Origin of the sequence: Micromonospora sp. NPDC049151 (assembly GCF_040648395.1) — a bacterium.
In the GTDB taxonomy this organism is placed as follows: Bacteria; Actinomycetota; Actinomycetes; order Mycobacteriales; family Micromonosporaceae; genus Micromonospora.
The window spans coordinates 339886-362359 of sequence record NZ_JBEZDP010000002.1; the positions used below are offsets into that span (position 1 = coordinate 339886).

22 protein-coding genes are annotated in these 22474 nt (G+C 70.6%); 6 read left to right on the plus strand and 16 right to left on the minus strand.

Going from position 1 to position 22474, the window contains the following annotated elements:
- Positions 1–157 precede the first annotated feature (157 nt).
- The gene (locus AB0B20_RS04385; RefSeq protein WP_357391025.1) at positions 158–598 is read right to left on the minus strand and encodes a DUF6069 family protein; all 441 of its coding nucleotides are present in this window, start codon (positions 596–598) and stop codon (positions 158–160) included.
- Between the two features lie 157 nt (positions 599–755).
- Entirely contained in the window at positions 756–1172 is a 417-nt protein-coding gene (locus AB0B20_RS04390; RefSeq protein WP_357468061.1) for an OsmC family protein, read from the minus strand.
- 292 nt (positions 1173–1464) lie between these two features.
- On the opposite strand from AB0B20_RS04390, the gene AB0B20_RS04395 reads away from it, so the two are divergent.
- The 4 genes from AB0B20_RS04395 to AB0B20_RS04410 all read left to right on the plus strand — a co-directional run bounded on the left by AB0B20_RS04395 (position 1465) and on the right by AB0B20_RS04410 (position 6569).
- Positions 1465–3309 carry an FAD/NAD(P)-binding protein gene (locus AB0B20_RS04395; RefSeq protein ID WP_357391021.1) on the plus strand — a complete coding sequence of 615 codons (1845 nt, stop codon included), beginning with the start codon at positions 1465–1467 and terminating at the stop codon, positions 3307–3309.
- Positions 3306–4532: a putative PEP-binding protein gene (locus tag AB0B20_RS04400; protein ID WP_357391019.1), complete on the plus strand. Its 1227-nt coding sequence runs from the start codon at positions 3306–3308 to the stop codon at positions 4530–4532. The genes AB0B20_RS04395 and AB0B20_RS04400 overlap by 4 nt, the downstream gene beginning before the upstream one ends.
- Positions 4533–4627: 95 nt before the next feature.
- Entirely contained in the window at positions 4628–5170 is a 543-nt protein-coding gene (locus AB0B20_RS04405; RefSeq protein ID WP_357391029.1) for a carboxymuconolactone decarboxylase family protein, read from the plus strand.
- A 64-nt stretch (positions 5171–5234) separates the two neighbouring features.
- A complete protein-coding gene (locus AB0B20_RS04410) occupies positions 5235–6569 on the plus strand; it encodes an FAD-dependent monooxygenase (protein WP_357468063.1) in 1335 nt (444 codons plus the stop codon).
- A gap of 153 nt (positions 6570–6722) precedes the next feature.
- Here AB0B20_RS04410 and AB0B20_RS04415 read toward each other — a convergent pair whose 3' ends face one another.
- From AB0B20_RS04415 to AB0B20_RS04455, 9 genes are all read right to left on the minus strand, one after another.
- Complete coding sequence (locus AB0B20_RS04415) at positions 6723–7538, minus strand: TIGR03084 family metal-binding protein (RefSeq protein WP_357468066.1); 816 nt, start codon at positions 7536–7538, stop codon at positions 6723–6725.
- Between the two features lie 152 nt (positions 7539–7690).
- Complete coding sequence (locus AB0B20_RS04420) at positions 7691–8554, minus strand: maleylpyruvate isomerase N-terminal domain-containing protein (protein WP_357468069.1); 864 nt, start codon at positions 8552–8554, stop codon at positions 7691–7693.
- Positions 8555–8625: 71 nt separating this feature from the next.
- Entirely contained in the window at positions 8626–9477 is an 852-nt protein-coding gene (locus AB0B20_RS04425; protein ID WP_357391011.1) for an ABC transporter permease, read from the minus strand.
- Positions 9474–10445, minus strand: coding sequence for an ATP-binding cassette domain-containing protein (locus AB0B20_RS04430; RefSeq protein ID WP_357391009.1), 972 nt, complete (start codon positions 10443–10445; stop codon positions 9474–9476). The genes AB0B20_RS04425 and AB0B20_RS04430 overlap by 4 nt, the downstream gene beginning before the upstream one ends.
- 230 nt (positions 10446–10675) lie before the next feature.
- Entirely contained in the window at positions 10676–11377 is a 702-nt protein-coding gene (locus AB0B20_RS04435; RefSeq protein WP_357391007.1) for a MerR family transcriptional regulator, read from the minus strand.
- Positions 11378–11429: 52 nt separating this feature from the next.
- On the minus strand, positions 11430–12224 hold the full coding sequence (locus AB0B20_RS04440) for a TIGR03084 family metal-binding protein (protein ID WP_357391005.1): 795 nt from the start codon (positions 12222–12224) through the stop codon (positions 11430–11432).
- Positions 12208–12768, minus strand: coding sequence for a copper resistance protein CopC (locus AB0B20_RS04445; protein ID WP_357391003.1), 561 nt, complete (start codon positions 12766–12768; stop codon positions 12208–12210). Before AB0B20_RS04445 ends, AB0B20_RS04440 begins: the two co-directional genes overlap by 17 nt.
- Before the next feature lies 1 nt (position 12769).
- Positions 12770–13348, minus strand: a complete 579-nt coding sequence (locus AB0B20_RS04450) for a hypothetical protein (protein WP_357391001.1) — start codon at positions 13346–13348, stop codon at positions 12770–12772.
- Between the two features lie 82 nt (positions 13349–13430).
- On the minus strand, positions 13431–14444 hold the full coding sequence (locus tag AB0B20_RS04455; RefSeq protein ID WP_357390999.1) for an NAD-dependent epimerase/dehydratase family protein: 1014 nt from the start codon (positions 14442–14444) through the stop codon (positions 13431–13433).
- Positions 14445–14549: 105 nt separating this feature from the next.
- On the opposite strand from AB0B20_RS04455, the gene AB0B20_RS04460 reads away from it, so the two are divergent.
- On the plus strand, positions 14550–14981 hold the full coding sequence (locus AB0B20_RS04460; protein WP_357390997.1) for an SCP2 sterol-binding domain-containing protein: 432 nt from the start codon (positions 14550–14552) through the stop codon (positions 14979–14981).
- 56 nt (positions 14982–15037) lie between these two features.
- On the opposite strand, the gene AB0B20_RS04465 is transcribed toward AB0B20_RS04460, so the two are convergent.
- Together AB0B20_RS04465 and AB0B20_RS04470 are read right to left on the minus strand one after the other, a co-directional pair.
- Complete coding sequence (locus tag AB0B20_RS04465; RefSeq protein WP_357468072.1) at positions 15038–16672, minus strand: FAD-dependent oxidoreductase; 1635 nt, start codon at positions 16670–16672, stop codon at positions 15038–15040.
- Positions 16669–17199, minus strand: coding sequence for a DUF5987 family protein (locus AB0B20_RS04470; protein WP_357389658.1), 531 nt, complete (start codon positions 17197–17199; stop codon positions 16669–16671). Before AB0B20_RS04470 ends, AB0B20_RS04465 begins: the two co-directional genes overlap by 4 nt.
- A gap of 217 nt (positions 17200–17416) precedes the next feature.
- On the opposite strand from AB0B20_RS04470, the gene AB0B20_RS04475 reads away from it, so the two are divergent.
- Positions 17417–17824, plus strand: coding sequence for an SgcJ/EcaC family oxidoreductase (locus AB0B20_RS04475; protein ID WP_357389656.1), 408 nt, complete (start codon positions 17417–17419; stop codon positions 17822–17824).
- A gap of 60 nt (positions 17825–17884) precedes the next feature.
- Here the strand turns inward: AB0B20_RS04475 and AB0B20_RS04480 are convergent, their stop codons facing one another.
- The 3 genes from AB0B20_RS04480 to AB0B20_RS04490 form a co-directional block, all read right to left on the minus strand.
- A complete protein-coding gene (locus AB0B20_RS04480; protein WP_357468076.1) occupies positions 17885–19279 on the minus strand; it encodes an MFS transporter in 1395 nt (464 codons plus the stop codon).
- A gap of 257 nt (positions 19280–19536) precedes the next feature.
- Positions 19537–20532 carry an enediyne biosynthesis protein gene (locus tag AB0B20_RS04485; RefSeq protein ID WP_357389652.1) on the minus strand — a complete coding sequence of 332 codons (996 nt, stop codon included), beginning with the start codon at positions 20530–20532 and terminating at the stop codon, positions 19537–19539.
- A complete protein-coding gene (locus tag AB0B20_RS04490; RefSeq protein ID WP_357468196.1) occupies positions 20529–22466 on the minus strand; it encodes a VCBS repeat-containing protein in 1938 nt (645 codons plus the stop codon). Before AB0B20_RS04490 ends, AB0B20_RS04485 begins: the two co-directional genes overlap by 4 nt.
- Positions 22467–22474: the final 8 nt, after the last annotated feature.

The window sequence follows — 22474 nt, forward strand, 5'->3', positions numbered from 1 at the left end:
GGCAACGCGGGCGGACCGTTTCGACGAGCTTCGCGGGGTGACATGCGAGCGGACCGGGCCGATTTGGATCAGTTGCGACCCAGCGGGGCGCCGACGTCGGCGCCCCGCTGGTGAGGGAGGGCTGGAACTGGATGGGCGCGGCGGCGCCGCGGCCGGGTCAGCGTGTGGTCGGGAGCTGCCGCGCCACGACCGGCACGACGATCGCCGCGGCGACGATGTGCAGAGCGACCAGGGTTGCCGCGGCACCGGCGTCGAAGCCGAACGTGACGCTCGGGATGAAGGACAACACGAGCAGCGCCACCGCCGTCCGCACGAAGGTGGACCGCGGTCGACGGGCCTTGCGCGCCATGACGGCGGCGATGGCGACACCGACGAGCGAGAGGACCAGCGTCAGCACCGTGAACATGGGGAGCGGGATGGTCTCGCCGCTGTTCCCGAGCGTCACACCGGCGGCCGACGCGATCGCCGCGAGGACGGTGGTGACGATCGCGGCGACGACGGCCGCGACGACCCCGTGCTTCCAGACCGACTGTCGCTCGGTGGCCGGGACCGGCGAACTGGTGGACGGGGCTGTCCGGGCGTGCGTGTCATCCATCATCGTGAGTTCCTTCGCAGTGCGGCTAGACGGGCGACAGCACCGGCGGACACGGAACGCTACCGCTCGGTTCCATCGGCAAGGTCACGAACCGGAAGGTATCGGTCGGCGAAGACCAGCGCATCTTCCATCGTGCGCACTTCGGCGGCGGCCCCGCTGTTCACCCGGCGGCGGGCGGCACGGCGACCGACGCGGTCACCTTCATGCCCTGCCTGAGGGTCGCGGCCACCAGGCAACCGCGTTCGGCGATCACGACGAGGTGTTCGAGGTCCGCGGCCGGGCACGAGTCGCACGACACCTCGATGTGGATCGCACCGAACCGCCGGGGGTTCGGCTCGAACACGCCGGTGACGCGACAGGTCGCGCCCTCGACCCGGGTGGACCGGGCCTCGGCGGCGGCGTAGAGAGTGCTCATGAAGCAGCCACCGACCGAGGCGAGCAGCGTCTCACCACCCATCGGGCCCGCGTCCGATCCGCCGTTGGAGGACGGACGATCCATCACGATGGTGTAATCGCGAACGCTGGCGATGGTCGCCGTATGGCCGCTCTGCGCGAGAGCCACCGTCATCTGTTCCATGGATGCGTTCCCCTTTCGCGAGGGTCATGATCGGCTTCTCGAACAGGCCACCACATCGACCGCCCATCGTGCCGCGCCTGTCGGCGTTCCGACAACCCGCCCTCGTCCCGACGATAGGGGTGTGGCGTGGGGCGCCGCCGGTTTCAGCACTGGTGAAGTGGCGCCGTTCCGCGCCCGGCCGCCAACATCGAACGGATCCCCGGGAATGACGAACGGGCGTCGCTCAGGAGGAGGAAATTGATCGACAGGCGTCGGGCGATGCATGCTGCCGGTATCCAAAAAGGAGGCAGGAATGCATCGTCCTCGGGTCCTCATCGTCGGTGCCGGGCTGGCCGGCACGGCGACAGCCATCCGGCTCCTGCAGTTCGCCCGCGAACCCCTCGAGATCGTCTTGCTTGAGCGTCGCCGGGACTACCGCTACGCGGGGGTGGCGTACCACCGAGACGGCAACCCCTGGGATCACGTGTTCAACATCCAGGCCGGCCGCATGTCCGCGTTCCGCGAGGACGTCCACGACTTCGTCCGCTGGGCCAATCACGAGGCCGATCGCAGCGGATGGACCGCGCCCTGGGGGGACTTCACATTCGTCGGACACGGCCCCGCCCCACGCCGGATCTACCACGACTACCTGACCGATCGCGTCGCCGCGGCCCGCGCCGAGGCGTACCCCGGTGTGGAACTCATCGAGACCGAGGGTGAGGCGGTCGACCTCGACATCCACGCGGACCACGTCGTGGCCTCCATCCGGCTGGGCTCCGGCGACGACGCCGGGCACACGAAGACCCTGACGGCCGATCACGTGATCCTCGCGACCGGCATGGAGCTCCGGGAACCGGCGTTCGCCGGCCAGGTGCTGGGGCATGACGCGTTCATCCGGCACCCGTACTCGGAGGAGGGCGTACGGCGGCTGCTGGATACACCGCCCGACGCGAGCGTCGTGGTCGTCGGATCGGTGCTGAGCGCGTACGACTCCGTGGCCCTGCTCCTGCGCCAGGGTCACACCGGCACCATCCGCCTGGTCTCCAAGTCGGGCACGATGCCACGCGCGTACCCCGAGCACCACGAGCACGGCGTGGTCCAGCTCCCCGCCCCCGGACGGCTGTTCGAACCGTACCGGGACCGCTCGGACTTCCTGGCACGCCTCCACGCCGAGTGGGAGGCCGCCTGCGCCGCGATCACCGCGGAGCACCCCGACATCCACCAGCGGATCATCACCGAACGGGTGGCGAAGGCATGGGAGCCCTACCTCCCGCGGGTCATCGCGCAGATCCCGACCGACGAGCTGCGGCAGCTGCTCAAGGAGTTCAGCACGCAGATCGCCTCGCTACGAGTCGGCGCGGTGCCCTACACGACTGCCATCGTGGAGCAGGCCATGTCCCCCGACCACGGCTCGGTCGAGCTTGTCGTCGGCCGGATCGAGGAGGTCGGCCCGGCGGCGTCGGGGCGACTCGACGTCGTCGTGGCGACGGGGGCCGGCACCCGCGTCCTCCCGGCCGACCTGGTGGTGTGCAACTTCGGCCGGGAGTTCGACTACACGCACGTCGAGTCCCCGTTGTGGACGAACCTCCTGGCCGGCGACGTCGTCACTCCCCATCACCGCACCGGCCGCGGCATCGAGGTCGACACCCGGGGTACGCCGCTACGACCCGACGGCGAGCCGGTTGAGGTGCTCTCGGCCATCGGGGTGATGCGCGAGGGCGACGAGATCGTCCGCAACGGTCGCACCGGCGCCTTCGCGTTCAACCTCGCCGCGATCAAGAACCACTCCGTCATGGTCGCCGCGCACGTTCTCGAACGGCTCGAGCTGCGCTGCGACGGGGCCGCACGACGGGCCGCGACGGAACTGCGCCACACGCTCACCGAGACGACCCGCGACGGGTTCGCGCAGGCCGTCACCGTGGAGGTCAGGCGGCTCGCCGCGCGGTCCCGGGCGGAGCGGGAGCGACTCGACGCGCGGCTGGCCGGCCACCTGTGCTCCGATCACTTCCACGGTGTGCGGGCCGAGACGGGTGACCGGTTGCTGCGTGCCGCGGTCAACCAGGCGGCGCTCGAGAAGCTCACGGACATTTCGGTGACGCCACGCGAGCTGCGGCGGCAGCTGGGCATCACGAACGAGGGAGAGGCGGACGACCAGTGACCGAACGACAGATCCGTGGCGTGCTGCTCATCGGCGGAGCCACATCCGTGGTGGACGGGCCGTGCAACCGCACCGAACGACCGGTGGCGGGCTCGGTCGTCATCGCGCAGACACTCACGCCGAGGCTGTACGACGCGCTCACGACGGCCCGCGCCGTCGTCTGCGGCTCCGGCGGGCGTACCGGCCACATGCAGTCCGTCTGCCGCGCCAAGGGCATCCCCGTCCTGCGCGTCGACCCCGGCGACCTCGACAAGCTCGTCGGCGTGGTGACGCTCGACCTGGAGCGGGCGACTGTCGTCGTGGGCGCCGGCGGCGGCGCCGGCGCGGCGGCCGTCGGCCGGGCCGGTCCGCCGCCGGACGTTCTCGGCTCGGCCTGCGCCGTGATCGCCGACCTTCGCGACATCCGCGGCCTCAACGCCACAGCCGGGGGTACGACTGCCGTCGAGTCGTTCTTCGTCCGGGAGGAGTTCCTGTGCTTCTCCGCAGGCCTCAGCCCGATCGACGCCCTGCGCGGCGGGGCTGCCGTGCACGCCTACGGACGCGCGATCGCCGACCAGCTGCGGGCATGCGTGGAAGCGCTCCGGCCGGGCCAGCGGCTGATCCTGCGTATGCTCGACCTGCGCTCCAACGACGCCGCCCACATCACCGGTGAGGCCACGGTGCCGAGCGAGCCCAACCCCGACATGGGCCTGCACGGCACCCGGTGGCTGCTCCGGTCGGCCGCCTATCCCCAGGCGCTGCACGTCATGCTGGACACCCTGCGCGGTCAGCTCGGCGCTCAGGCCGACCTGGTGCATCTCTCGGCGCCGTTCCTCACCGACGCCGAGGAGTTCGCGAAGTTGCGACCACATCTCGGCCTGCCGGCCGAGACGCCCCTGTCCGCGTTCATCGAGACGCCGGCCGCGGTCCACGCCACGTCGGACATCTGCGCCGCCGGTGCCGCCGAACTGTTCGTCGGCACCAAGGACCTGGTGCAGTTCTACCTCGCCGCCGACCGCAGCAACCACCTTGTCGCCGACTCCTACCGCACCCGGCACCCGGCCGTCCTCGACGGGCTGCGACGGGTGATCGAGGACGCGCGCGGCACCGGCACCCCGACCCGGGTGTTCGCGCTCGGCGCCGACCTGCGCTACTACCTCGACCGGCTGCCGACACCGACCGGCTACATGATGTGCGTCTCGGAACTCCGGCACGTTCTCCGGCCCTCGGATCGCGCTGCCTGACCCGCTGCGGCCGGCGGGCGGAGCGGGCCACTGTCGATGCGGCAACTGCGCACGCAGGAAGTTGTCCCCCCGATCGGCGCGTGCCACGGTACGGCATGGCTTACATCGATCTGGGCGTGGACGAGCATGAGTTTCCGGGCATCACGGGCCCGATGCGGTTCCGCCCGGAGACCGCGGAGCCGCTCAACATGCTCGCCGAAGTGCTGCTGCGCGCACCGCACTCCATGCCGCCCGGCGAGCGGGAGCTGATCGCGGCCTACGTGTCCGGTCTCAACGAATGCACCTTCTGTTGCTCCTCTCACTCGGCGTTCGCCGCCGTCCAGCTCGACGCTGGCATGGCCGTGGTGGACAAGGTGCGCGCGGACCTGGACTCGGCGCCGGTGTCACCGAAGCTGCGAGCGTTGCTGCGCATCGCCGGCGCGGTCCAGCAGAGCGGCCGGGCGGTGACCGCCGAACTCGTCGACGCCGCCCGGGCGGAGGGCGCCGACGACGTCGAGATCCACGACACCGTGCTCATCGCCGCGGCGTTCTGCATGTACAACCGCTACGTCGACGGGCTGGGTACCTTCGCGCCGCAGCGGCCGGAGGACTACCTGCCGATGGCCACGCGCATCGTGGAAGAGGGTTACGGCACCTGACCGTCGGACAGTCGAGCAAGAACCAATATGACATCGAACAACTCCGGTCAATACTGTCCGGGTCATGGCTGGTGACGCGACAGCGGTGGTGATCGGTGCGAGCATGGGCGGCCTGCTTACCGCCCGGGCGCTCAGCGAGCATTTCGCGCGGGTGGTCGTGATCGACCGGGACCTGCTGCCCGACACACCGGCGAGCCGCCGCCACGTGCCGCAGGACCGGCAGCTGCACGTGCTGCTGGCCCGCGGCAGGTCGGTGCTCGAGGAACTGTTCCCGGGGCTGTCCGCACAACTGCGCGACGCCGGCGCGCCCATCGTCGACCTGCACGAGCAGGTCCACTGGTACAACGACGGATACCGCATGCGGCGGGCACCGTCGGACCTCATCGGCGTCGGGGTGAGCCGCCCCCTGCTGGAGCACGCGATCCGCACCCGGGTCGCCGAGCTGCCCGGTGTGGAGCTGGTGCCGCGGACCGACGTCACCGGCCTGCTCACCGACACCGGCGGTATGACCGTCACGGGCGTCCAGGTGGCCTCGCACAGCCAGACCGCGACGCCGTACACCATCACGGCGGACCTCGTCGTCGACGCCGGGGGCCGCGCCTCCCGCAGCCCTCGGTGGCTGGCCGAGCTCGGCTACCGGCCGCCGCCGGAGGATCGGGTCCGCGTCGACGTCACGTACGTCACCCGCCTCTACCAGCGCTGCCCGGAGCACCTTGACGGCCTGCTCGGCGCGCTGACGAACGCCGTACCGGGGGCGCCCCGCGCCGGGATCGCCGCAGCTCTGGAAGGCGACCGGGTGGCGATCGCGCTGAACGGCATGCTCGGCGAGCAGCCGCCGACGGATGACGCGGGCATGGCGGCATTCGCCGAGAGACTGGCGGCACCGCACATCGCGACGATCGTCCGGTCCGCCCCACCGGCCGGTGAGCCGGTGACGATGCGGTTTCCGGCCAGCATCCGCCGGCGGTACGAGCGGCTGCGCCGGTTCCCGTCCGGATACCTGGTCGTCGCCGACGCCCTGTGCAGCTTCAATCCCATCTACGGGCAGGGCATGACGGTCGCGGCGCTGGAGGCGCTGTTGCTGCGCCGCCTGCTCACCGAGCACGGCACCGCGATCGCGCCTCGCTTCTTCCGTGGCGCGGCCCGGATCATCGACGGCCCGTGGGCGATCGCGGTCGGCACCGACCTGCGGTTCCCTGAGGTGCCGGGCCGGCGCGGGGCCCGGGTGCGGCTCACCAACAGGTTCGTGCACCGGCTGCATGTCGCGGCCAGCCACGACGCGGTGCTCGGCGCGGCGTTCCTGCGGGTGCTCAACCTCGTGCAGCCTCCGGCGTCACTGCTCAGGCCGGGCATCGTCCTACGGGTCCTGCGCGGGTCCCTGAGGGCGAGGACACCGTAGCGCTCCACTGTCGACACGGCGGAGTCGTGCCGGACATGGGCGCTTCCTCATCCGTGGCGGCCAGTCGGCGGGCCATGCCGCGGGCCGGGTGCGGCGGCGCCGCTGCCGGCGCGTTCCCGCCGAACCCGGCCGGGTGGGGGGCGTCGCCCGCTGTCAGGCGGGCGACCGGGAGCCGGCGAACTGACCGGCCGCGCGTCCCCTGCCGGCCGGGCCACGGTAGGCCTGCGCCAACCCGATCCACGTGCGCGCGTCCGCGCCGGTGGCGACGAGGCCCAGGTCGCTGTGATGGCGGCGGCGGGTCGCGAGCAGGCACAGGTCGACAGCGGAGCCGGTGACCGACTGGGCCGCGTCGGCCGGGCCGAACGTCCACTGCTCGCCCGAAGGCGCCGTGACCTGGAAGCGGAACTGCTCAGCCGGCGGGGTCAGGTCATTGGCCTGGTAGCCGAACTCCCAGGTGTGCACGACGAACTCCACGATCCGCCTGATGCGGTCGGTGTGTCGCCGTTGAACGCCGAGCGCGTCGGCGATGTCCTGGCCGTGGGCGAAGAGCTCCGTCATGCCGGCCGCGCACAGTACGGGCGCCGGGATCGGCCGGACGAGCCACGGTACGAGCGTCCCGTCCGGAACGGCCGCGAGTGCCGCGACGCCGGCGTCACGCTCGGCCCGCCACCGGGCGAGGAGCGCTTGCCGCGGCAGCACGAGGTATTCCGCCAGTGCGGCGTTGACAGCCCGGTCGAAGGCGCCGAAGCCGGTGCCGATGCGCTGGGTCAGGGCGATGAACGCCTCGGGGTCGGCGGCGGCGAGGCCGGCGATGCGAAAGACGAAGGCCAGATGACCGACCTGATGGGCGACGGTCCAGCCCTCGGCAGGCGTGGGCAGTGTCCATTGCTCGTCGGTGAGACCGGCGACCATGCGGTCGACGTCCTCGGCACCGGCGGTCAGATCGGCGATCACGTCGTGTGCTGTCACGTTTGGAGCCTCCGGTCGAGGGGGGATCGGTGTATGCCTCAAGCCTGCGGCCGTTCGCTCGCCGTGTCGTCTCCGCCCGTGCCCGTGGACGGCGTCTGCCGCGGCCCGGCCCTGTCCGTCTCGGTCTGAAGGCGGACCGATGGGCTCACCGTTCAGGCACGGGCGTTGTTGGGCATGTGCACGACCCGCAGGAAGGCCCGTAACCGCCACGGGCGGGGGCCGCCGACGATCACGTCCCGGGCGGCCGCGGCGCGCAGCGCGCCGACGCGGCCGAAGAGCATCAGGTTGAAGCGGGCCGGGCGGAAGGTCAGGCTGACGTCGTACGGGTCGTCGGGCGGCGCGACCACGACCCGGCCCCGGTCCAGCGCCAATGTCGCCGTCGTGGTGTGCGCGGAGCGGAACTGGACCGCGATGCGACGGCGGGGCATGCGGACCGAGGGGTTGAGCAGCGCGCCGTAGTCGTTACGGATCATGTCGACGAGGAACAGGTCGAAGAACAGCCCCGCGTCGGCGTCCGGCATCCGCCACGGCAGGCGGGCCGCCCGCGCGATGTCCCAGCCGTGCACGAGCATCTCGTTGACGAGGTGTGCGAGCACCCCGGCCACTGTCACCTGGGCGTTGCCCAGCCAGGTGACGGTGGAGGCCGGGTCGGCGGTACGGGTGACGAGCAGGATGCGCTCGATCGACGTCCGCAGCTCGTGCAGGACGACCCGCGGGTCGCGCTCGGTGAGGTGCCGCATGACGTGGGAGTTCGCGTCGGCGACGGTGTCGACGTTGGTGTCCGACAGCAGTTCACGCAGGCCCGGCACCGGCAGCGGTGGCGCGTCGGGGTCGAGCAACAGCAGACACAGTGAGCCGATGGACAGCACATGGGCGGCGGAGTCGGCGATGGACCACTCCGCGGTCGCCATCGCCGCGGGATCGGGTACGGATCTGACGAGCGCGTCGAAGCGTCGGCCGGTGTCGAGCACAGCGGCCCGGGCCCGCGTCCAGTCATCCCGCGTCACGGCTGTCATCGGCACCATCCAGGAGACGTGTTGCGGCCGCACTCGGGCATCCGGCCGGGTCCACCCACTGCCGGCAGGGTTCAGCGGCGGTTGTACAGGCGCATGGTCAGGGCACCGAAGATCAGCGTGAGGGCCGCTGCCGCGGCCAGCGTCCAGGTGATCTCGGCCATGTCCCAGTCGCCGGCCATCATCGAACGGACGCCGGTCACCAGGTGGCTGATCGGGTTCACCTCGACGAATGCCTGCAGCCAGCCCGGCATCGTGCGCGGGTCGACGTAGACGTTGCTCAGGAAGGTCAGGGGCATCAGGACCAGGAAGCTGAAGCCCATCACCGACTTGTCCGAGCGCAGGAGCAGACCGACCATGGTCCACACCCAGGAGAAGCCGAAGGAGAAGACCACGAGCAGGCCGATCGCCGCGGCCACGCCCGCTGGGCCGCCCTCGGGGCGGAAGCCGAGAACCAGGCCGACGCACATGATGACCACGGCTGCCAGGATGTAGCGCACGACGTCGCCGAAGATCATGCCGACCAGGGGTGCGGGGCGCCAGACCGACAGGGTGCGGAAGCGGTCGAAGATGCCCTTCTCGATGTCGATATTGAGGCCCACACCGGTGTACATGGTGATCATCACGACGCTGGTGACCATGACGCCGGGCAGGAAGAACTGCAGATACTCACCCGTGGAGCCGGCCAGCGCCCCGCCGAAGAGGTAAGTGAACATCAGCGTCATGATGAGCGGAAAGGCCGTCACGTCGAAAAGCTGTTCGGGAACATGCTTGATCTTCAGCATGGCCCGCCAGCCGAAGGTCAGTGACGCCGACAGCGAGCTCGGGCGCGGTGGGCGTTCGTCGCGGGCCAGCACCGCGGCAAGGGTCTCCGCCGACGGGATGTAGACCGTGGGCGCATCGGGGGCGCTCGTCGCGGTGCTCATGCGCTGACCTCCTCATGTGCCGGCCGGTCGGTGAGAGCCAGGAAGACCTCGTCCAGGCTGGGCTGGCCGAGGGCGAAGTCGTCGACGACGATCCCGGCGCCGGCCAGCGCCGCCAGGGCGCGGGAGGCCTGCTCGGTGGCGCCCTGCTCGGAGCCCGCGGTACGCGCCGACAACGCCACCGGGTCGGCGTCCAGGTCGATCGTCGTCTCCAGGGCGGTGGCCAGGATGCGTTCGGCGGCCAGCCGCTGCGCGGCGTCGCGAATCCGGACGTGGATCGTGCCCGCGCCCACCGAGGACTTCAGCTCCCCGGGCGTGCCCTCGGCGATCACCCGACCGTGGTCGATCACCGCGATGCGTCCGGCCAGCCGGTCGGCCTCGTCCAGGTACTGCGTGGTCAGTAATACCGTTGTGCCGTTCGCCACCACCAGCCGGATGATGTCCCAGACCTGGTTGCGGCTACGCGGGTCGAGGCCGGTCGTCGGCTCGTCCAGGAACAGCAGGTCCGGAGTGTTCAGGATGCTGGCGCCGATGTCCAGGCGCCGGCGCATGCCCCCGGAGTACTTCTTCACCTGCCGGTCGGCCGCGTCGGTCAGTCCGAACGCCTCCAGAATCCGCTCGGCGCGGGTACGGGCACCAGACCGGGAGTGACCGAGCAGGCGTGCCAGCAGAGTCAGGTTCTCCGCGCCGGTCAGGTCCTCGTCGACGGAGGCGTACTGGCCGGTGAGGCTGATGTGGCGGCGTACCGCGTCGGGATCGGCCGCCACGTCCTTGCCGAAGACATGGGCGCTGCCGCCGTCGGGCCGCAGCAGCGTGGCGAGCATGCGCACCACGGTGGTCTTGCCGGCCCCGTTCGGGCCGAGCAGGCCGTAGACGGTGCCGGCGGGTACCGTAAGGTCGACGCCGTCGACCGCGCGGTTGGCGCCGAAGGACTTGGCCAGGCCCGCGGTCTCGATCGCCGGCGCGCTCATCGGGAGAACCCCGGACCGGGGCCGGTGCCGTCTCCGTGCTCTGTTCCGGGTGTCCCGAGCAGGTCCAGCTCTGTCGCGCCGGGTGGCATCGCGGCCCCTTCCATCGTGGAACGCCGAGAGTTCATTGTTCCGGGCGCGGTGCCAGGCAGACATCTTCCGCATTGCGGCCGTGCCCCGCACGTCGGAGAAACGACACCGCTCTGGTGACCGACCGGACGAAGGAGTGGGTGTCAGCCGCCGAACCGCACGGCCACCGCGTTTCGGCGGACCGTCCGCAGCATCACCGACATCAACACGTCGAACAACACACTGCGCACCATGGCCTCAGCCTTGGCGTCACGGTCGGACCCCTGGACCAGACCCATCTCCGCATCCACCACGCTGCCCGCCGCCTGCGCGAACGTCAGGAAGTACCGACCATGAGCATCACAGCCGAGAGCGCGCAACGTGGTAAGCACCTGAACCAACGACTCACGCCCCGACCGCGTGGCCTCCTCGTCCCACCCCAACCTGTCAGCCAGCGCATCGATGTCCGCCCGCGCCGCCTCCACACCGTCGAAATCAGCCGGATACGGTGAAGCGGTGAACCCCACCCGGTCCAGCCCCGTATAAACCCCCGCCAACGTCACACCCGGATCCTCAAGCACCGTCAACAGACCCCGCACCGCGCCGATCTCCAACCCACCCACCGTGGTGAGCGCCCGGATCAGGCGCAGCCGCTCCAGATGACACTCCTCGTACCGCGCCTGGTTACGCGCGGTCGGCGTCCCCGGCGGCAACAGACCTTCACGGAGGTAGAACTTCACCGTGGGGATCGGCATGCCGGCCCGCCGGGCCAGTTCCGAGATGCGCAAACCCACCCCCGTCGCCGAGTGACCTTGCCGCGAGTCTGCCACGATCGTCACGACAGAGCTACCGCAGAAATCCTGCACGCTGGGAATGTCGACTGTAGTAATTGAACAGTCGCGGCGACTGGGCCTGTTCTCAGTGGTCGAACTGGCCTGGACGGCGGCCCTCTCCGGCCGGGCCGCGGTACGCCTGGGCGATGTCGAGCCACCGGTCCGCCTCCGCGCCGGTTCCGGTCAGGGCCAGGTCATCGCGGTGCCGACGGCGGGTGGCGAGCAGGCACAGGTCCACGGCAGGCCCACTGATCACGTCGGTCGCGTCGTCCGCGCCGTACGTCCAGAGGGCGCCGGACGGCGCGGTCACCTCGAACCGCAGCCGAGCGTCGGGCGTCTCCAGAGCGCGGGACTGGTATCCGAAATCCCAGGTGCGGGAGATGAAGTCGACGAGGTGCCGCAGCCCGTCGTCATGGGTGCGACGCACGCCCAGCGCGTCGGCGATGTCCTGCCCGTGGGCGAACAACTCCATCATGCCCGCCGCCGCCAGCACCGCGGCCGGCAACGGGCGCACCAGCCACGGCACGATCTGCATGGGCGGGGTCTTGGCCAGCGCCTCGTCGACCGCCACCCGCCCGGCCCGCCACTTCTTGAGCAGCACGTCGCGCGGCTCGCCGAGGTAGACGCCGAGGGCGCGCCGCACGTTGGCGTCGAAGTCGCCCCCGAGGGACGCCGTGAACGCGCGGAAGTCGTCGGGCGCGGAGACCGCGGTCTCCGCCATCCGGAACGTGGCGGTCAGGTGGGCGATCTGGTGCGCGACGGTCCAGCCCGGAGCCGGCGTCGGCCGGTCCCAGCCCGCGGCGTCGAGGTCCGCGACCAGCCGGTCGACCTCCTCGCCCTGGGCGGCGAGCTGTACGTAGACGTCAGGCAGTGCGGTCATCGGGGTTCCTTTCGCTCGAGGGGAGGCGCCAGGCGACGGGGGCGGCGCCGGGCCGGCGGACGACCAGGAGGAAGACCACGGCGAGGACGACCAGGCCGTCGATGACCAGCAGCGTGGCGCTGACCGGGTCGACGTCGTGCCCGCCGTGCCCGGCGTGGGCGCCGCTGTCGTCGGCGGCCGGATCGGTGAGGACACGGAAACGGCGGGTGCCCTGCTCCTGCCCGCCGTCGGCGAACGTCACGGAGTAGACGATGGTGAAGTCACCGGCTCGCGCGATGCCCACCGGCTGCGTCAGGCTGAGCCCGGCGCGGACCGGCCCGCCCGGCCCGTCGACCGGGCGGCCGTCGCCGGACACCACCCTGACCCGCGACGTCTCGGCGACCGGGGCGCGGGTGAAGGTCAGCGTGACCTGCCGCGGCGCGGCGGCGAGGGCCGCGCCGTCGGCCGGGTCGCTGACCGTCGCCGCCACCGCGGCGGCCGGTGCGAGCAGGAGCACCGACGCCGCGAGCAGCGGCAGCACCGCGTTCCGGAGAAGCCGTGGCATGTCAGGCCGTCGTCGGACGGGGAATGCCCGGCGAGAAGCTGGCCTGCGGTGCCGCGCAGTCGCAGGTGACCCTCGCCCGCTCGGTCGGGGTCGGGCGCAGGTGCAGGTACATGCCGATCAGCATCGGGATGAAGACGACGGAGTTGTAGAACAGGTGCAGCTCCACCCGGGGCATCACCAGCTGGGCGATGCTCGTGGGCACCGTGCCGCCGAAGAAGAAGGTGCCGGTCTGCGCCTGGATCAGCAGCAGCAGGTGCTCGATGTGGTGCCAGAACTGCAGCCCGAGCGCGATCCCCCACCACACCTTCGAGCGCCCGGAGAAGCCGGGGAACAGCAGGAACAGGAATACCAGCATCACGATGGCATAGCCGTAGTGCAGCCACTCGGAGCTGACCAGCCAGGGCCAGAACTGTCCCAGCACCCCGCGAGCCTGGGGGCGCGGCTTGTTGAGCACCCAGATCTGGTAGGCCTGCACGAGATGCTCGGCCCAGTGCGCGACCACAACGATGAGAAAGAGTCGCAGCGTGACCCGATGATAGCGCCCGTTCACGAGGGCGAGAACCCCGGATTTCTGTCCCATCATTCGTCTCCTCCGATGTGACGACGTCGACGAGTCACCTTATCGGCGCACTGAAGACCATCATTCTTCTGCCGTGCGGTATTCAGACTCCGATAGATTTGCGGGTGGCCGCCCGGCCGGCCTGGGCCGCGCTCAGGTGACCCGCTTCGCGCAGCCAGTGAACGGTGTCGGCCAGGGTGTCGACGAGCGGCCGCGGGGCCGGCGCGTCGTCGAGCGGGCGGGCCACCCCGCAGACGTAGATGGCGCCGTGCTCGACCGGGACGTGCACGGGCAGCACCCGCTGGGCGAGCCCGGCGAGCCGGCCCACCGGCAGCAACGCGGCGGCCGGCAGGTGCACGGCCGGCAGCCGGCGGCCCGTGACGTCACGCAGCGCCCGCAGCAGCTCCCGGGTGCGCACGAACCGGCCCGGCGCGGCGAGCTGGGCGGGCCCGCCGCGGATCAGCACGTCGGCGTGCCAGGCGGCGGCGTCGCGGACGTCCCCGATCGGGAAGCCCCCGTCCGGCCAGATCGGCATGAGGCCACGCAGCACGTCGCGCACCCGCCGGGTCTGGTCACCCAGACGCGGGTCGTGCGGCCCGAGCAGGGCCGGCGGGTAGGTGACGAGCACCGGCAGCCCGTCCCGCCGGTACTGCCGGGCCACCCGGTCGGCCTCCGCCTTGCTGGCCAGGTAGGGCTCCCGCGGGGCGCCGACCGGCGCATCCGAGGTGATCGGCCCGGTCGCGGGCAGCAGCGCGCCGAACGTCGAGACGTGCACGACCCGGTCCACACCGGCGTCACGGGCGGCGGCCAGCACGACCTCGGTGCCGCGGCGGTTGACCGCGCGCATCTCGGCGTGCCGGCGCGGATCGAAGCTGTAGACCGACGCCGCGTGCAGCACCCCGGCGCAGCCGCGCAGCGCCGCCACCACGGCCGCCGGATCGGTGACGTCCCCGAGCGCCATCGGCACACCGGCGGCACCGGCGGCGAGCGGCTCCAGCGCCTTCCGGGCCCGCTGCGGATCCCGTACGAGCAGCCGCACCGGAACCTCACGGCGGACCAGCTCGGCCGCGATGTGCGAACCGAGAAAGCCGGAGCCGCCGGTGATCAGAAATGTCATGGCGTACCTCTACGCATTCTGGGAGTTGGCCCGGGGTGCAGGCCGGCGAAAAGAATTGAAGAATCCCTCTTTGCACCTGAATGGAGTGACCGAATGGTGTCCATGGTGAACCCCGCGGAAGGCGCGGCTACTTTCGCGCGACAGGTCAAGAAGGCCTCGGACGCCGAATTGCGCGAGCTGGTCGCCGGGGACCGGCGCAAGACGGTTCTCGGCGACCTGATCGACGGCATGCCGGACGTGTTCCGGGCGGACCGCGCCGGTGCCCTCCAGGCCGTGGTGCACTGGCACGTGACCGGCCCCGCCGATGGCGAGGAGGACGTCTTCGAGCTGGAGATCGCCGGCGGCCGGTGCACGGTGTCCCCGCGACCGGCGCGCACGCCGCGGCTGGTGCTGCACCTCGACGCGGTCAACTTCGTCAAGATGACCACCGGCAACGCCAACGCCCGCATGCTCTTCCTGCGCGGCAGGCTGAAGGCCCGCGGTGACCTCGGTCTGATCAACAAGTTCCCCGCCCTCTTCGACGTGCCCCGGCCCTGAGCGGCCGGGGCACGTCCCGGCAAGCGGCCGGGTCCGTCGAGGCGGACCCGGCCGTTTCACGCCTGGGCGAGGAGAGGACGGCGGCTGCTGGTGCGCGCCTCCGGCGGCTCGGCCACGTACCGCACCCCGACACCGCGCCGGGCGACCGCCTCGACGATCCGGGGCACCGCCCGCTCGGCCAGCGCCGCGATGGTGAAGGCCGGGTTGACGGTCAACGCACCGGGCACCGACGAGCCGTCGGTGACGAAGATGCCGGGGTGGTTGCGCAACTCGTGCGTGTCGTCCAGGGCGGAGGTCTGCGGGTCGTCGCCGATCCGGCAGGACGACAACGGGTGCACCGTGTAGGCCCCGATCACCTCGTTGCTCCACGGCATCACCTTGGCCAGGCCGTCACGCTCCAGGATGTCGCGCACGTCCGCGTCGGCCCGCGCCCAGGCGGCCCGGGTGTTCGCCGTCGGGTCGTAACGCAGGGGGCCGCGGCTGAGCATCTGCTGCGAGACCCGGTCGGCGTTGCCGGTCTCCGGCGGCGGGCCGAAGACACCCTCGTTGTCGTCCTCGGACATGATGAAGATGGTCAGCCACGACTGCCAGCGGCGCAGCATCTCCTTCTTCTCGACGCCGAACCACGTGGGCCCGGTGGCGTCACGCACCTGAGCGAGGATCGTGCCGAAGCCGGGCGGGAAGTACAGCTGCTCCAGCGAGTAGCGGTGGAACTCCGGCAGGTTCCCGTCGAGCCGGTCCCAACTGGCGCAGACCGGGCCCTTGCCGATCTGGTACCCCTCGTAGGCCCGCCCGTCGGGGCGGGAGAGACCGAGCACCTCGCGCACCCGGTTCTCGTCGACGACCGCCGTGTTGAGCCGCTCGCCGTTGCCCGAGAAGTACCGGCCCACGGCGGCCGGCATCTCGCCGAGGTCGGCCTCGGAGCGTTGCAGGATCGCCGGGGTCGCCGCCGCGCCGGCCGCGACGATCACGACCTTGCAGTCGATCGCGCCGCTGCCTGTGACGTTGCGGTAGTCCACCTCGTCCACCGTGTTGAAGTGCACCCGGTAGCCGTCGTCGGTGCGCGAGATGCGCTGCACCTCGTGCAGGGGCCGGATCCGGGCGCCGTGCGCCAGCGCCCCGGGCAGGTAGTTGAGCAGCAGTGAGCGCTTCGCGTCGAACCGGCAGCCGGACATCATCCAGTTGCAGTTCGTGCACTTGTCCCGGTCGATGGCGGCGGGCACCGGGTTGGCCGTACGGTCCGCGTGCGCGCACGCCGCCCCGAACAGGCCCCCGGAGTACGTGACGTCGTTCCAGTCCTGACGGGTGATCGGCAGCGACTCGGCGACCATGTCGTACCAGGGATCGAGCTCGGCACGGTTGATGCTGCTCGGCCACAACCGCCGTCCCGCGCCGCCGAGCCGCTCGAAGGCGTACCGGGGCGCCCGTGGCATGGCCGCGAAATAGACGACGCTGCCGCCGCCGACGCAGTTGCCACCGAGGATGTTCATGCCGTCGCCCATGGTGAACTCGAAGGCCCGGGTGCTCGAGCTGCCGAACTTGAAGTCGTGCTCGAACTCCTCGCCGGTGAGCCACGGACCGCGTTCGAGCACGACGACGCGGGCGCCGCCGGCAGCGAGCCGGTAGGCCGGGATCGCGCCACCGAAGCCGCTGCCGATCACCAGGACGTCGGTGGTCTCAATACCTGTCATGCGGGATCTCCCGAGGGTGTGGTGTGCGGGTGCGGGGAGGCGAGCACCCGGCGGTAGGAGAAGTCCGGGAAGCGCCACAGGCCGTCGGCGTCGGGCCCGTTGAAGCCCATCGTGGTCAGGCCCGGGTGGCCGGCGGCCAGGGCCTCGGTGGTGTGCACGGAGGCACCGGTGTCCCAGGCCATCACGCTGAACATGGCGAGCGGGACCCACAGGTCCTGCTCGTCGGTGCGTGGCGCCATCAGCTCGGCGGCCAACGCGGTCCGGTCGTCGAAGTCCAGGGCGACGAAGGCGGGAACGCTGTCGTCGAGGGTCAGGCCGTGCTTGTCGGCGTACGCCTGCGCGTGGTCGTTGAGCCCGATCACGAGCGTCGGCAGCAGCCCGCCGAGGCCGCCCTCCTCGGACGCCATCAGATCGACGGCGCCGGACGCGACAGCGCCCCCGCCGTCGGCCGCGCCGGCGACGGCTCGGTCGGTGGCGTGCCGCCGCTCTCCGGGGATGATGGTGTCCGCGAAGGCCTCGAGCGTCATCACCTCGGAATCGGTCAACCGCGTGGATTCCGGTGGCATCCCTGCACCGCCTTTCTGCGAACGTCGAATCGAATTCTCATGTTCATTCGCTGCGCCGTTCGGGGTCATCTCTGGGCTTGCGGCACGATGCTGCGCACGCGTGAAGGCGCTACGCGGGCACGGATGTGGACACGATGGGGACGGCCGTTCCGCCGTCTCGTCGAGAAAGAGAGAGCCGATGACTTCGACTACCGCATCCACCGAACAGGCCGCCATCGCCGCCGTCCCGGCGCGCATGGTCAACGCGTGGCGTGAGCACGACGCCGACGCCTTCGCCCGGTTGTTCGCCGAGGACGGGACGCTGATCCTGCCCGGCGTCCTCGTTCAGGGACGCGAGGCCATCAGGCAGTTCATGACGAACGCGTACGCCGGCCCCTACCGCGGTACGACGGTCACCGGGACGCCGATCGCGATCCGGCCGCTCGGTCCGGGCGCCGTGGCGCTGCTGACCGAGGGCGGGGTGATCGAGGCCGGCGCCGAGGAGCTGGCGCCCGAGAACGCGATCCGGGCGTCGTGGATCCTCGTCAAGGAGAACGACGACTGGGTGCTCGCGGTCTATCAGAACTGCCCGCGCGACCGTTCCTGACGTCCCTTTCGACCAGACCGAACACGCCGCCGGTGAATACACACCGGCGGCGTGTTCGTCTCACCGCTGCCCGGTGGGACTCAGTTCGGCGGAAGCCGCCGGGGACTGCGTGTAACGCCGGCTCAGCTGTCGGTACGAACGGCTCAGCATCGCCAGGACGGTGACGATCAGGCCGACGACGCCGCTCAGCATGAACATGAGCGCGAGGCCGCGGTCGGTGCCGGTGCCGTACCAGCCGCCGATCGCCCGGGCACCGGCGCCGTCGGTCATGAAGGGGACGACCAGGAACTGGGCGATCGGCGCGACCAGGAACGCGGCCAGCGGTGAGGCGGCCTGCTCGACGCTCTGCGCAAAGCCGAAGACGCGCCCCTGCCGCTCGTAGGGCACCACCTTCTGCAGGATCGTCTGCTCGGAGGCCTCCGCGTACGGCTGGAGCAGGGTGTAGATGAACATGCCCACGGACAGCAGGATGATCGAGGACCGCACCGGGAACAGCAGGGTGACCGCCCACAGGCAGAGGTTCACGATGAGCAGCAACCGCACCGGGTTCCTGCTCAGGCCGGTCCGGGCGATGATCAGCCCGCCGACGATGAAGCCCGTGGACAGCACGCCCCAGAGCAACCCCCACGCCTGGACCGACATCAGCGTCAGTCCATAGGGGGTGATCAGCGCCAGGAACACGCCGCTGAGAACGTTGTTGAACGCCGAGAAGACGATCAGGCCACCCAGCCCGGACGCCTGGCCGATCACCCGAATGGTGCCCCGCAGATCCACCATGCCGCCCGGCACGGCCACGTCGGGCGCCGGCCCGTGGGAGGCCGCCTCACCCGGACGGGTGTCGGTGGCCGCGCGCTCGGGAACGGGCACGAGGCGCAGGTGCGCCACAGAGGCGGCGAGCACCACCAGGGCCAGGACCAGCACCCAGAACATGCCGTCGACCGCCACGAGCACGCCACTGATCACGTTCGTGACGACGCCGACCACCCCGATGGTGGCACCGATCAGGCCGTTGGCGCGGTCCCTGGACTCCTCGGGGATCAGGACCGTCACCAGCGTCGGCAGTGCGATCAGGCGGACGTTGCCCGTGACGACGCCGAACATCAGCACCACCACCAGCGTCCACAGGACCACGCTGGTCGGGTCGGTGAACGACTCCGGCGACGCGGTCTCGTAGATCACGAAGGCCACGAGGTACAGCACCAGCGACACCACCGACGACACCTGCATCATCGTCTTCTTCGGATGGCGGTCGACCAGGCTGCCGAACCAGATGCCGGTCAGCGCGGACATCGCCAGGAAGAGCCCGGAGATCACTCCCGTGGCGAACACCGAGCGCGTCTGCACGTACACATAGAAGGTGACCCCGAACCAGACGGTGACGTTGATGATCGAGACCAGCACGGTGCTGACCAGAAGATGGTGGAAGGCCTTGCGCCTCACGTCGACGATGCTCATAAACGCCTCCCGCTTGAACGCCAGGTGAGTTCGGGCTCGGGGCATCCGCGATCGCCCGGCGGCTTGGGGTGCCGGGCGGCCGGGTGTCACCCGGACGACGCGACCGGGCCCAGTCTGGCCTCACGCCCGAACCCGGGGCATCTCCTGAAAAGCGACCTCAGCGTCCGGCGGGGGCCGGGCTCGGGCGCGACGGTGTGGGCGCCGCCGCCGTCACGGGTACGGCGGCGACGCCCACACTGGTCGGCGTGGCGGCGTGCCTAGGCCAGGGCCGGGGCCAGCTGCGGCCGGCGGCTCTCCCGGTACGAACGCACCCACCAGTACAGGCCGCGGATGACACACACGATGGTGACCGCGAAGAACAGCGTGTAGACCACGTTGAAGACCATCAGGATGCCGTAGACGGTGGCCACCGAGGCGCCGAACATGAACATCGCGCGGCCGGTCGAGGGCGTCGTGCCCGGGTCCGTGATCATGTAGTTGGTGAACAGGACGAAGGCCACACCGGTCATCGGCACCAGCGCGCCCCACAGCGAGACGTCCCAGATCCAGTGCCGTACCAGTGCCTGGATGACGAAGCCGCCCGCCCAGCCCATGATCAGCAGGACCTTCCTGGTGAGCATGGCGTTCAGCACGGTGCCCGCCGTGAGGATGACGAACGGGACGATGAACGAGATCGCGTCCGGCACCGACTCGGTGAAGTGGTACGGCGGCGCGATGTTCACCCACGAGAAGGCGAGCAGGGTGATCGTGATGCCGAAGTTCGACGGGTTCAGGAAGTGGCGCATCCGTCCCTTGATCGGGGCACGGAAGACGTACTTCTGCCCGATCGCCACCACGACGGCGAACGCGATGGGCCAGAAGTGCACGTTGGCGTAGAGCAGCATGTTGCAGGCCAGCGCCGTGATGTGGGTGGGCAGCAGGAAGGTGTACATGCCCCACGCGCCGTTGCCGGCGTACTCCGGCCGGCGGCCGTTGGCCCACGCCGCCACCGACTCGATGGCGATCTCGGCGGTGTAGCCGACGGCCAGGGCCAGCAGCGGCCAGAGCCACGGCTGCTCGAAGCCGAGCACTGTGTAACCGAGGATGTTGAAGACGCTCATCGAGATGGCGAAGTTGCGCAGCGCCTTGTAGCGGGGGTCGGCGGAGTCGACGCGGGCGGGCTCACGCGCCGCCTCTCCGGAGGCCGCGGCTGGTGAGACCAGCGGCTCTGCCGGCCGGGTCCTCGTCGCGGTCCGAACCTCGGTGTCGGTCATCGTCCTGGTACCTCCGTTGCCTGCTCGGTGAGCATTACGTCGTGCCACCCGTTGGTGAGGTCGAGCGTCTGGCTGCGGGCGACCCCGTTGGCGTCACGCCACTTGACGGTGGCCTCGACAGGCTGCGAGCCGGCGTCGCCGAGCCCGAAGAAGACGTCGAAACTGCGGCGGCCGCTGTGCCCGCCGCCACCGTCGAGCTGCGAGATCTGCATCCGGCCGTCGGCCCTCTTGATGCAGACCTGCGCGCCGTACGCGGGCGTACGGGCCCGGTCGTCGCCGAGCGCCGGGCGGAAGAGCCGCAGCCCGAGGAAGTTCCCCTTGCCGGCCTTGGCGTTGCGGTAGTAGACGGGCGCGTCCCACTGGCGGGCCACCGCGAAGTCCTGGCCACCGTCGTTGTCCGCGTCACCGACGGCGATCCCGCGCGTCGGCACCGGCACCGCGAGGCCGAGGTCCTCGCTGACGTTGAGGAACTTGCCGTCCTTGCCCGGCGCCCAGAACGCCAGCTTCTGGTGTCCGGCGATGTCGTCACCGGGCTCGGCCTTCGGCCACATGTGCGGGTTCTGCAACATGAGGTCGTTGCTCATGGCCAGTTCCTGCAGCCAGGGCCAGCGGTTGATGGTGCCCTTGACGAAGCCGTCCGCCTGCACCACCGCCAGGCGCCCGCTGTTGTCGAAGTCGGCCATCTTGGCATCCCAGCCCCAGCCGGTGAAGGCCATCTGGTGCTCGGCGGCCTTCTGGTCGTACGGGGCGATGCCCTTGCGGAGCTTCCGGCCCGCCTCCTGCTCGTTCGCGGCGTTGTTGCGCCAGACGAAGTTGCTCTCCTCGATGCCCCACGGGGTCGTGATGTTGCTGACGAACATGTCGAACCGGCCGGTGCCCATCAGGTCGCCGAAGTCGATCGACATGCCCTTGAACGAGTCGTGGCCGAGCACCATCGACTTCGGCGTCATGGCGCCGCGGCGTCCCTCCGTACCGGCGAACTTGATCTTTCCGGGGGTGGACACGTTGTGCAGGAGGTGGTCGTTGCCGAAGTCGTTCGCCAGGTACAGCTCGGGCAGCAGGTCGCCGTCCAGGTCCGCGGAGCCGGCTCCCAGCGTCCAACCGGACGCCAGCTTCGGCGGCACGGCGCCGGGCTGCTCCTGGTAGTTCACCGAGGGCCGGTCGCCGCCGGTGGCGCCGGTCCAGCGCAGCACGTGCGCGCCACCGCCGTTCTTCGCCCGGGACATGGAGTGGTTCATCTCGACGTTGCGCGGGGAGTCCGGGTCGAGTACCCCGCTGTCCGGGAAGTAGTTGAACACCCCGATGTCAGGGTGCGAGTCACCGTCGAAGTCGGCGACCGCCACCGCGTTGGTGTTCCACAGCGGGCCGTGGTAGCTGCCGTCCGCGGAGGGCGACTGGGGCACCAGCTCGGTCGGTTGGTAGGTCGCCTTGCTGAGCGACGTCGAGGCGCCGGCCTGCTTGTTGAGGAAGACGATCGGCGTGCGACCCCAGTAGTAGGTCAGCAGGTCCATCCGACCGTCCTGGTTGAAGTCACCGGGCGTGCAACCCATCGGCGCGACCCCCGGGCCGCTGGGCAGCGGCGCGGGATCCAGCACGAACGGCGCATACCGGGTCCCGGTTCCGGGTACGGGGGTGACGATGACGGAGTCGCTGCGGGTGTCCACCAGGCAGAGGTCCTGGGGGACGCCCGCCCCGGTGAGATCGTTGACGGCGATGCTCGCGCCGACCGACGAGATCCAGGAGCGGATGTGCTGGTAGTCCTGGTTCACCCGGCGGACGTTGTTGTTCGGCAGACCCGGCGGGAGGGCGATCGGGAGTTCGGTGAACTGGTAGCGGGACGAGATCTCGGCCCGCTCCGAGGCTGATGCGGACGGTGCGCGGGCGATGGCGTAGAGGCCGGCGACCAGCAGGATCGCGAACAGGGCCGGCAACATCCGCCGTG

Coding starts and splice junctions, on each gene's coding strand:
- AB0B20_RS04385 (WP_357391025.1), bottom strand. CDS start 598: ATGATGGATGACACGCACGCCCGGACAGCCCCGTCCACCAGTTCGCCG.
- AB0B20_RS04390 (WP_357468061.1), bottom strand. CDS start 1,172: ATGGAACAGATGACGGTGGCTCTCGCGCAGAGCGGCCATACGGCGACC.
- AB0B20_RS04395 (WP_357391021.1), top strand. CDS start 1,465: ATGCATCGTCCTCGGGTCCTCATCGTCGGTGCCGGGCTGGCCGGCACG.
- AB0B20_RS04405 (WP_357391029.1), top strand. CDS start 4,628: ATGGCTTACATCGATCTGGGCGTGGACGAGCATGAGTTTCCGGGCATC.
- AB0B20_RS04410 (WP_357468063.1), top strand. CDS start 5,235: ATGGCTGGTGACGCGACAGCGGTGGTGATCGGTGCGAGCATGGGCGGC.
- AB0B20_RS04420 (WP_357468069.1), bottom strand. CDS start 8,554: ATGACAGCCGTGACGCGGGATGACTGGACGCGGGCCCGGGCCGCTGTG.
- AB0B20_RS04425 (WP_357391011.1), bottom strand. CDS start 9,477: ATGAGCACCGCGACGAGCGCCCCCGATGCGCCCACGGTCTACATCCCG.
- AB0B20_RS04430 (WP_357391009.1), bottom strand. CDS start 10,445: ATGAGCGCGCCGGCGATCGAGACCGCGGGCCTGGCCAAGTCCTTCGGC.
- AB0B20_RS04440 (WP_357391005.1), bottom strand. CDS start 12,224: ATGACCGCACTGCCTGACGTCTACGTACAGCTCGCCGCCCAGGGCGAG.
- AB0B20_RS04445 (WP_357391003.1), bottom strand. CDS start 12,768: ATGCCACGGCTTCTCCGGAACGCGGTGCTGCCGCTGCTCGCGGCGTCG.
- AB0B20_RS04450 (WP_357391001.1), bottom strand. CDS start 13,348: ATGGGACAGAAATCCGGGGTTCTCGCCCTCGTGAACGGGCGCTATCAT.
- AB0B20_RS04455 (WP_357390999.1), bottom strand. CDS start 14,444: ATGACATTTCTGATCACCGGCGGCTCCGGCTTTCTCGGTTCGCACATC.
- AB0B20_RS04465 (WP_357468072.1), bottom strand. CDS start 16,672: ATGACAGGTATTGAGACCACCGACGTCCTGGTGATCGGCAGCGGCTTC.
- AB0B20_RS04470 (WP_357389658.1), bottom strand. CDS start 17,199: ATGACGCTCGAGGCCTTCGCGGACACCATCATCCCCGGAGAGCGGCGG.
- AB0B20_RS04475 (WP_357389656.1), top strand. CDS start 17,417: ATGACTTCGACTACCGCATCCACCGAACAGGCCGCCATCGCCGCCGTC.
- AB0B20_RS04480 (WP_357468076.1), bottom strand. CDS start 19,279: ATGAGCATCGTCGACGTGAGGCGCAAGGCCTTCCACCATCTTCTGGTC.
- AB0B20_RS04485 (WP_357389652.1), bottom strand. CDS start 20,532: ATGACCGACACCGAGGTTCGGACCGCGACGAGGACCCGGCCGGCAGAG.
- AB0B20_RS04490 (WP_357468196.1), bottom strand. CDS start 22,466: ATGTTGCCGGCCCTGTTCGCGATCCTGCTGGTCGCCGGCCTCTACGCC.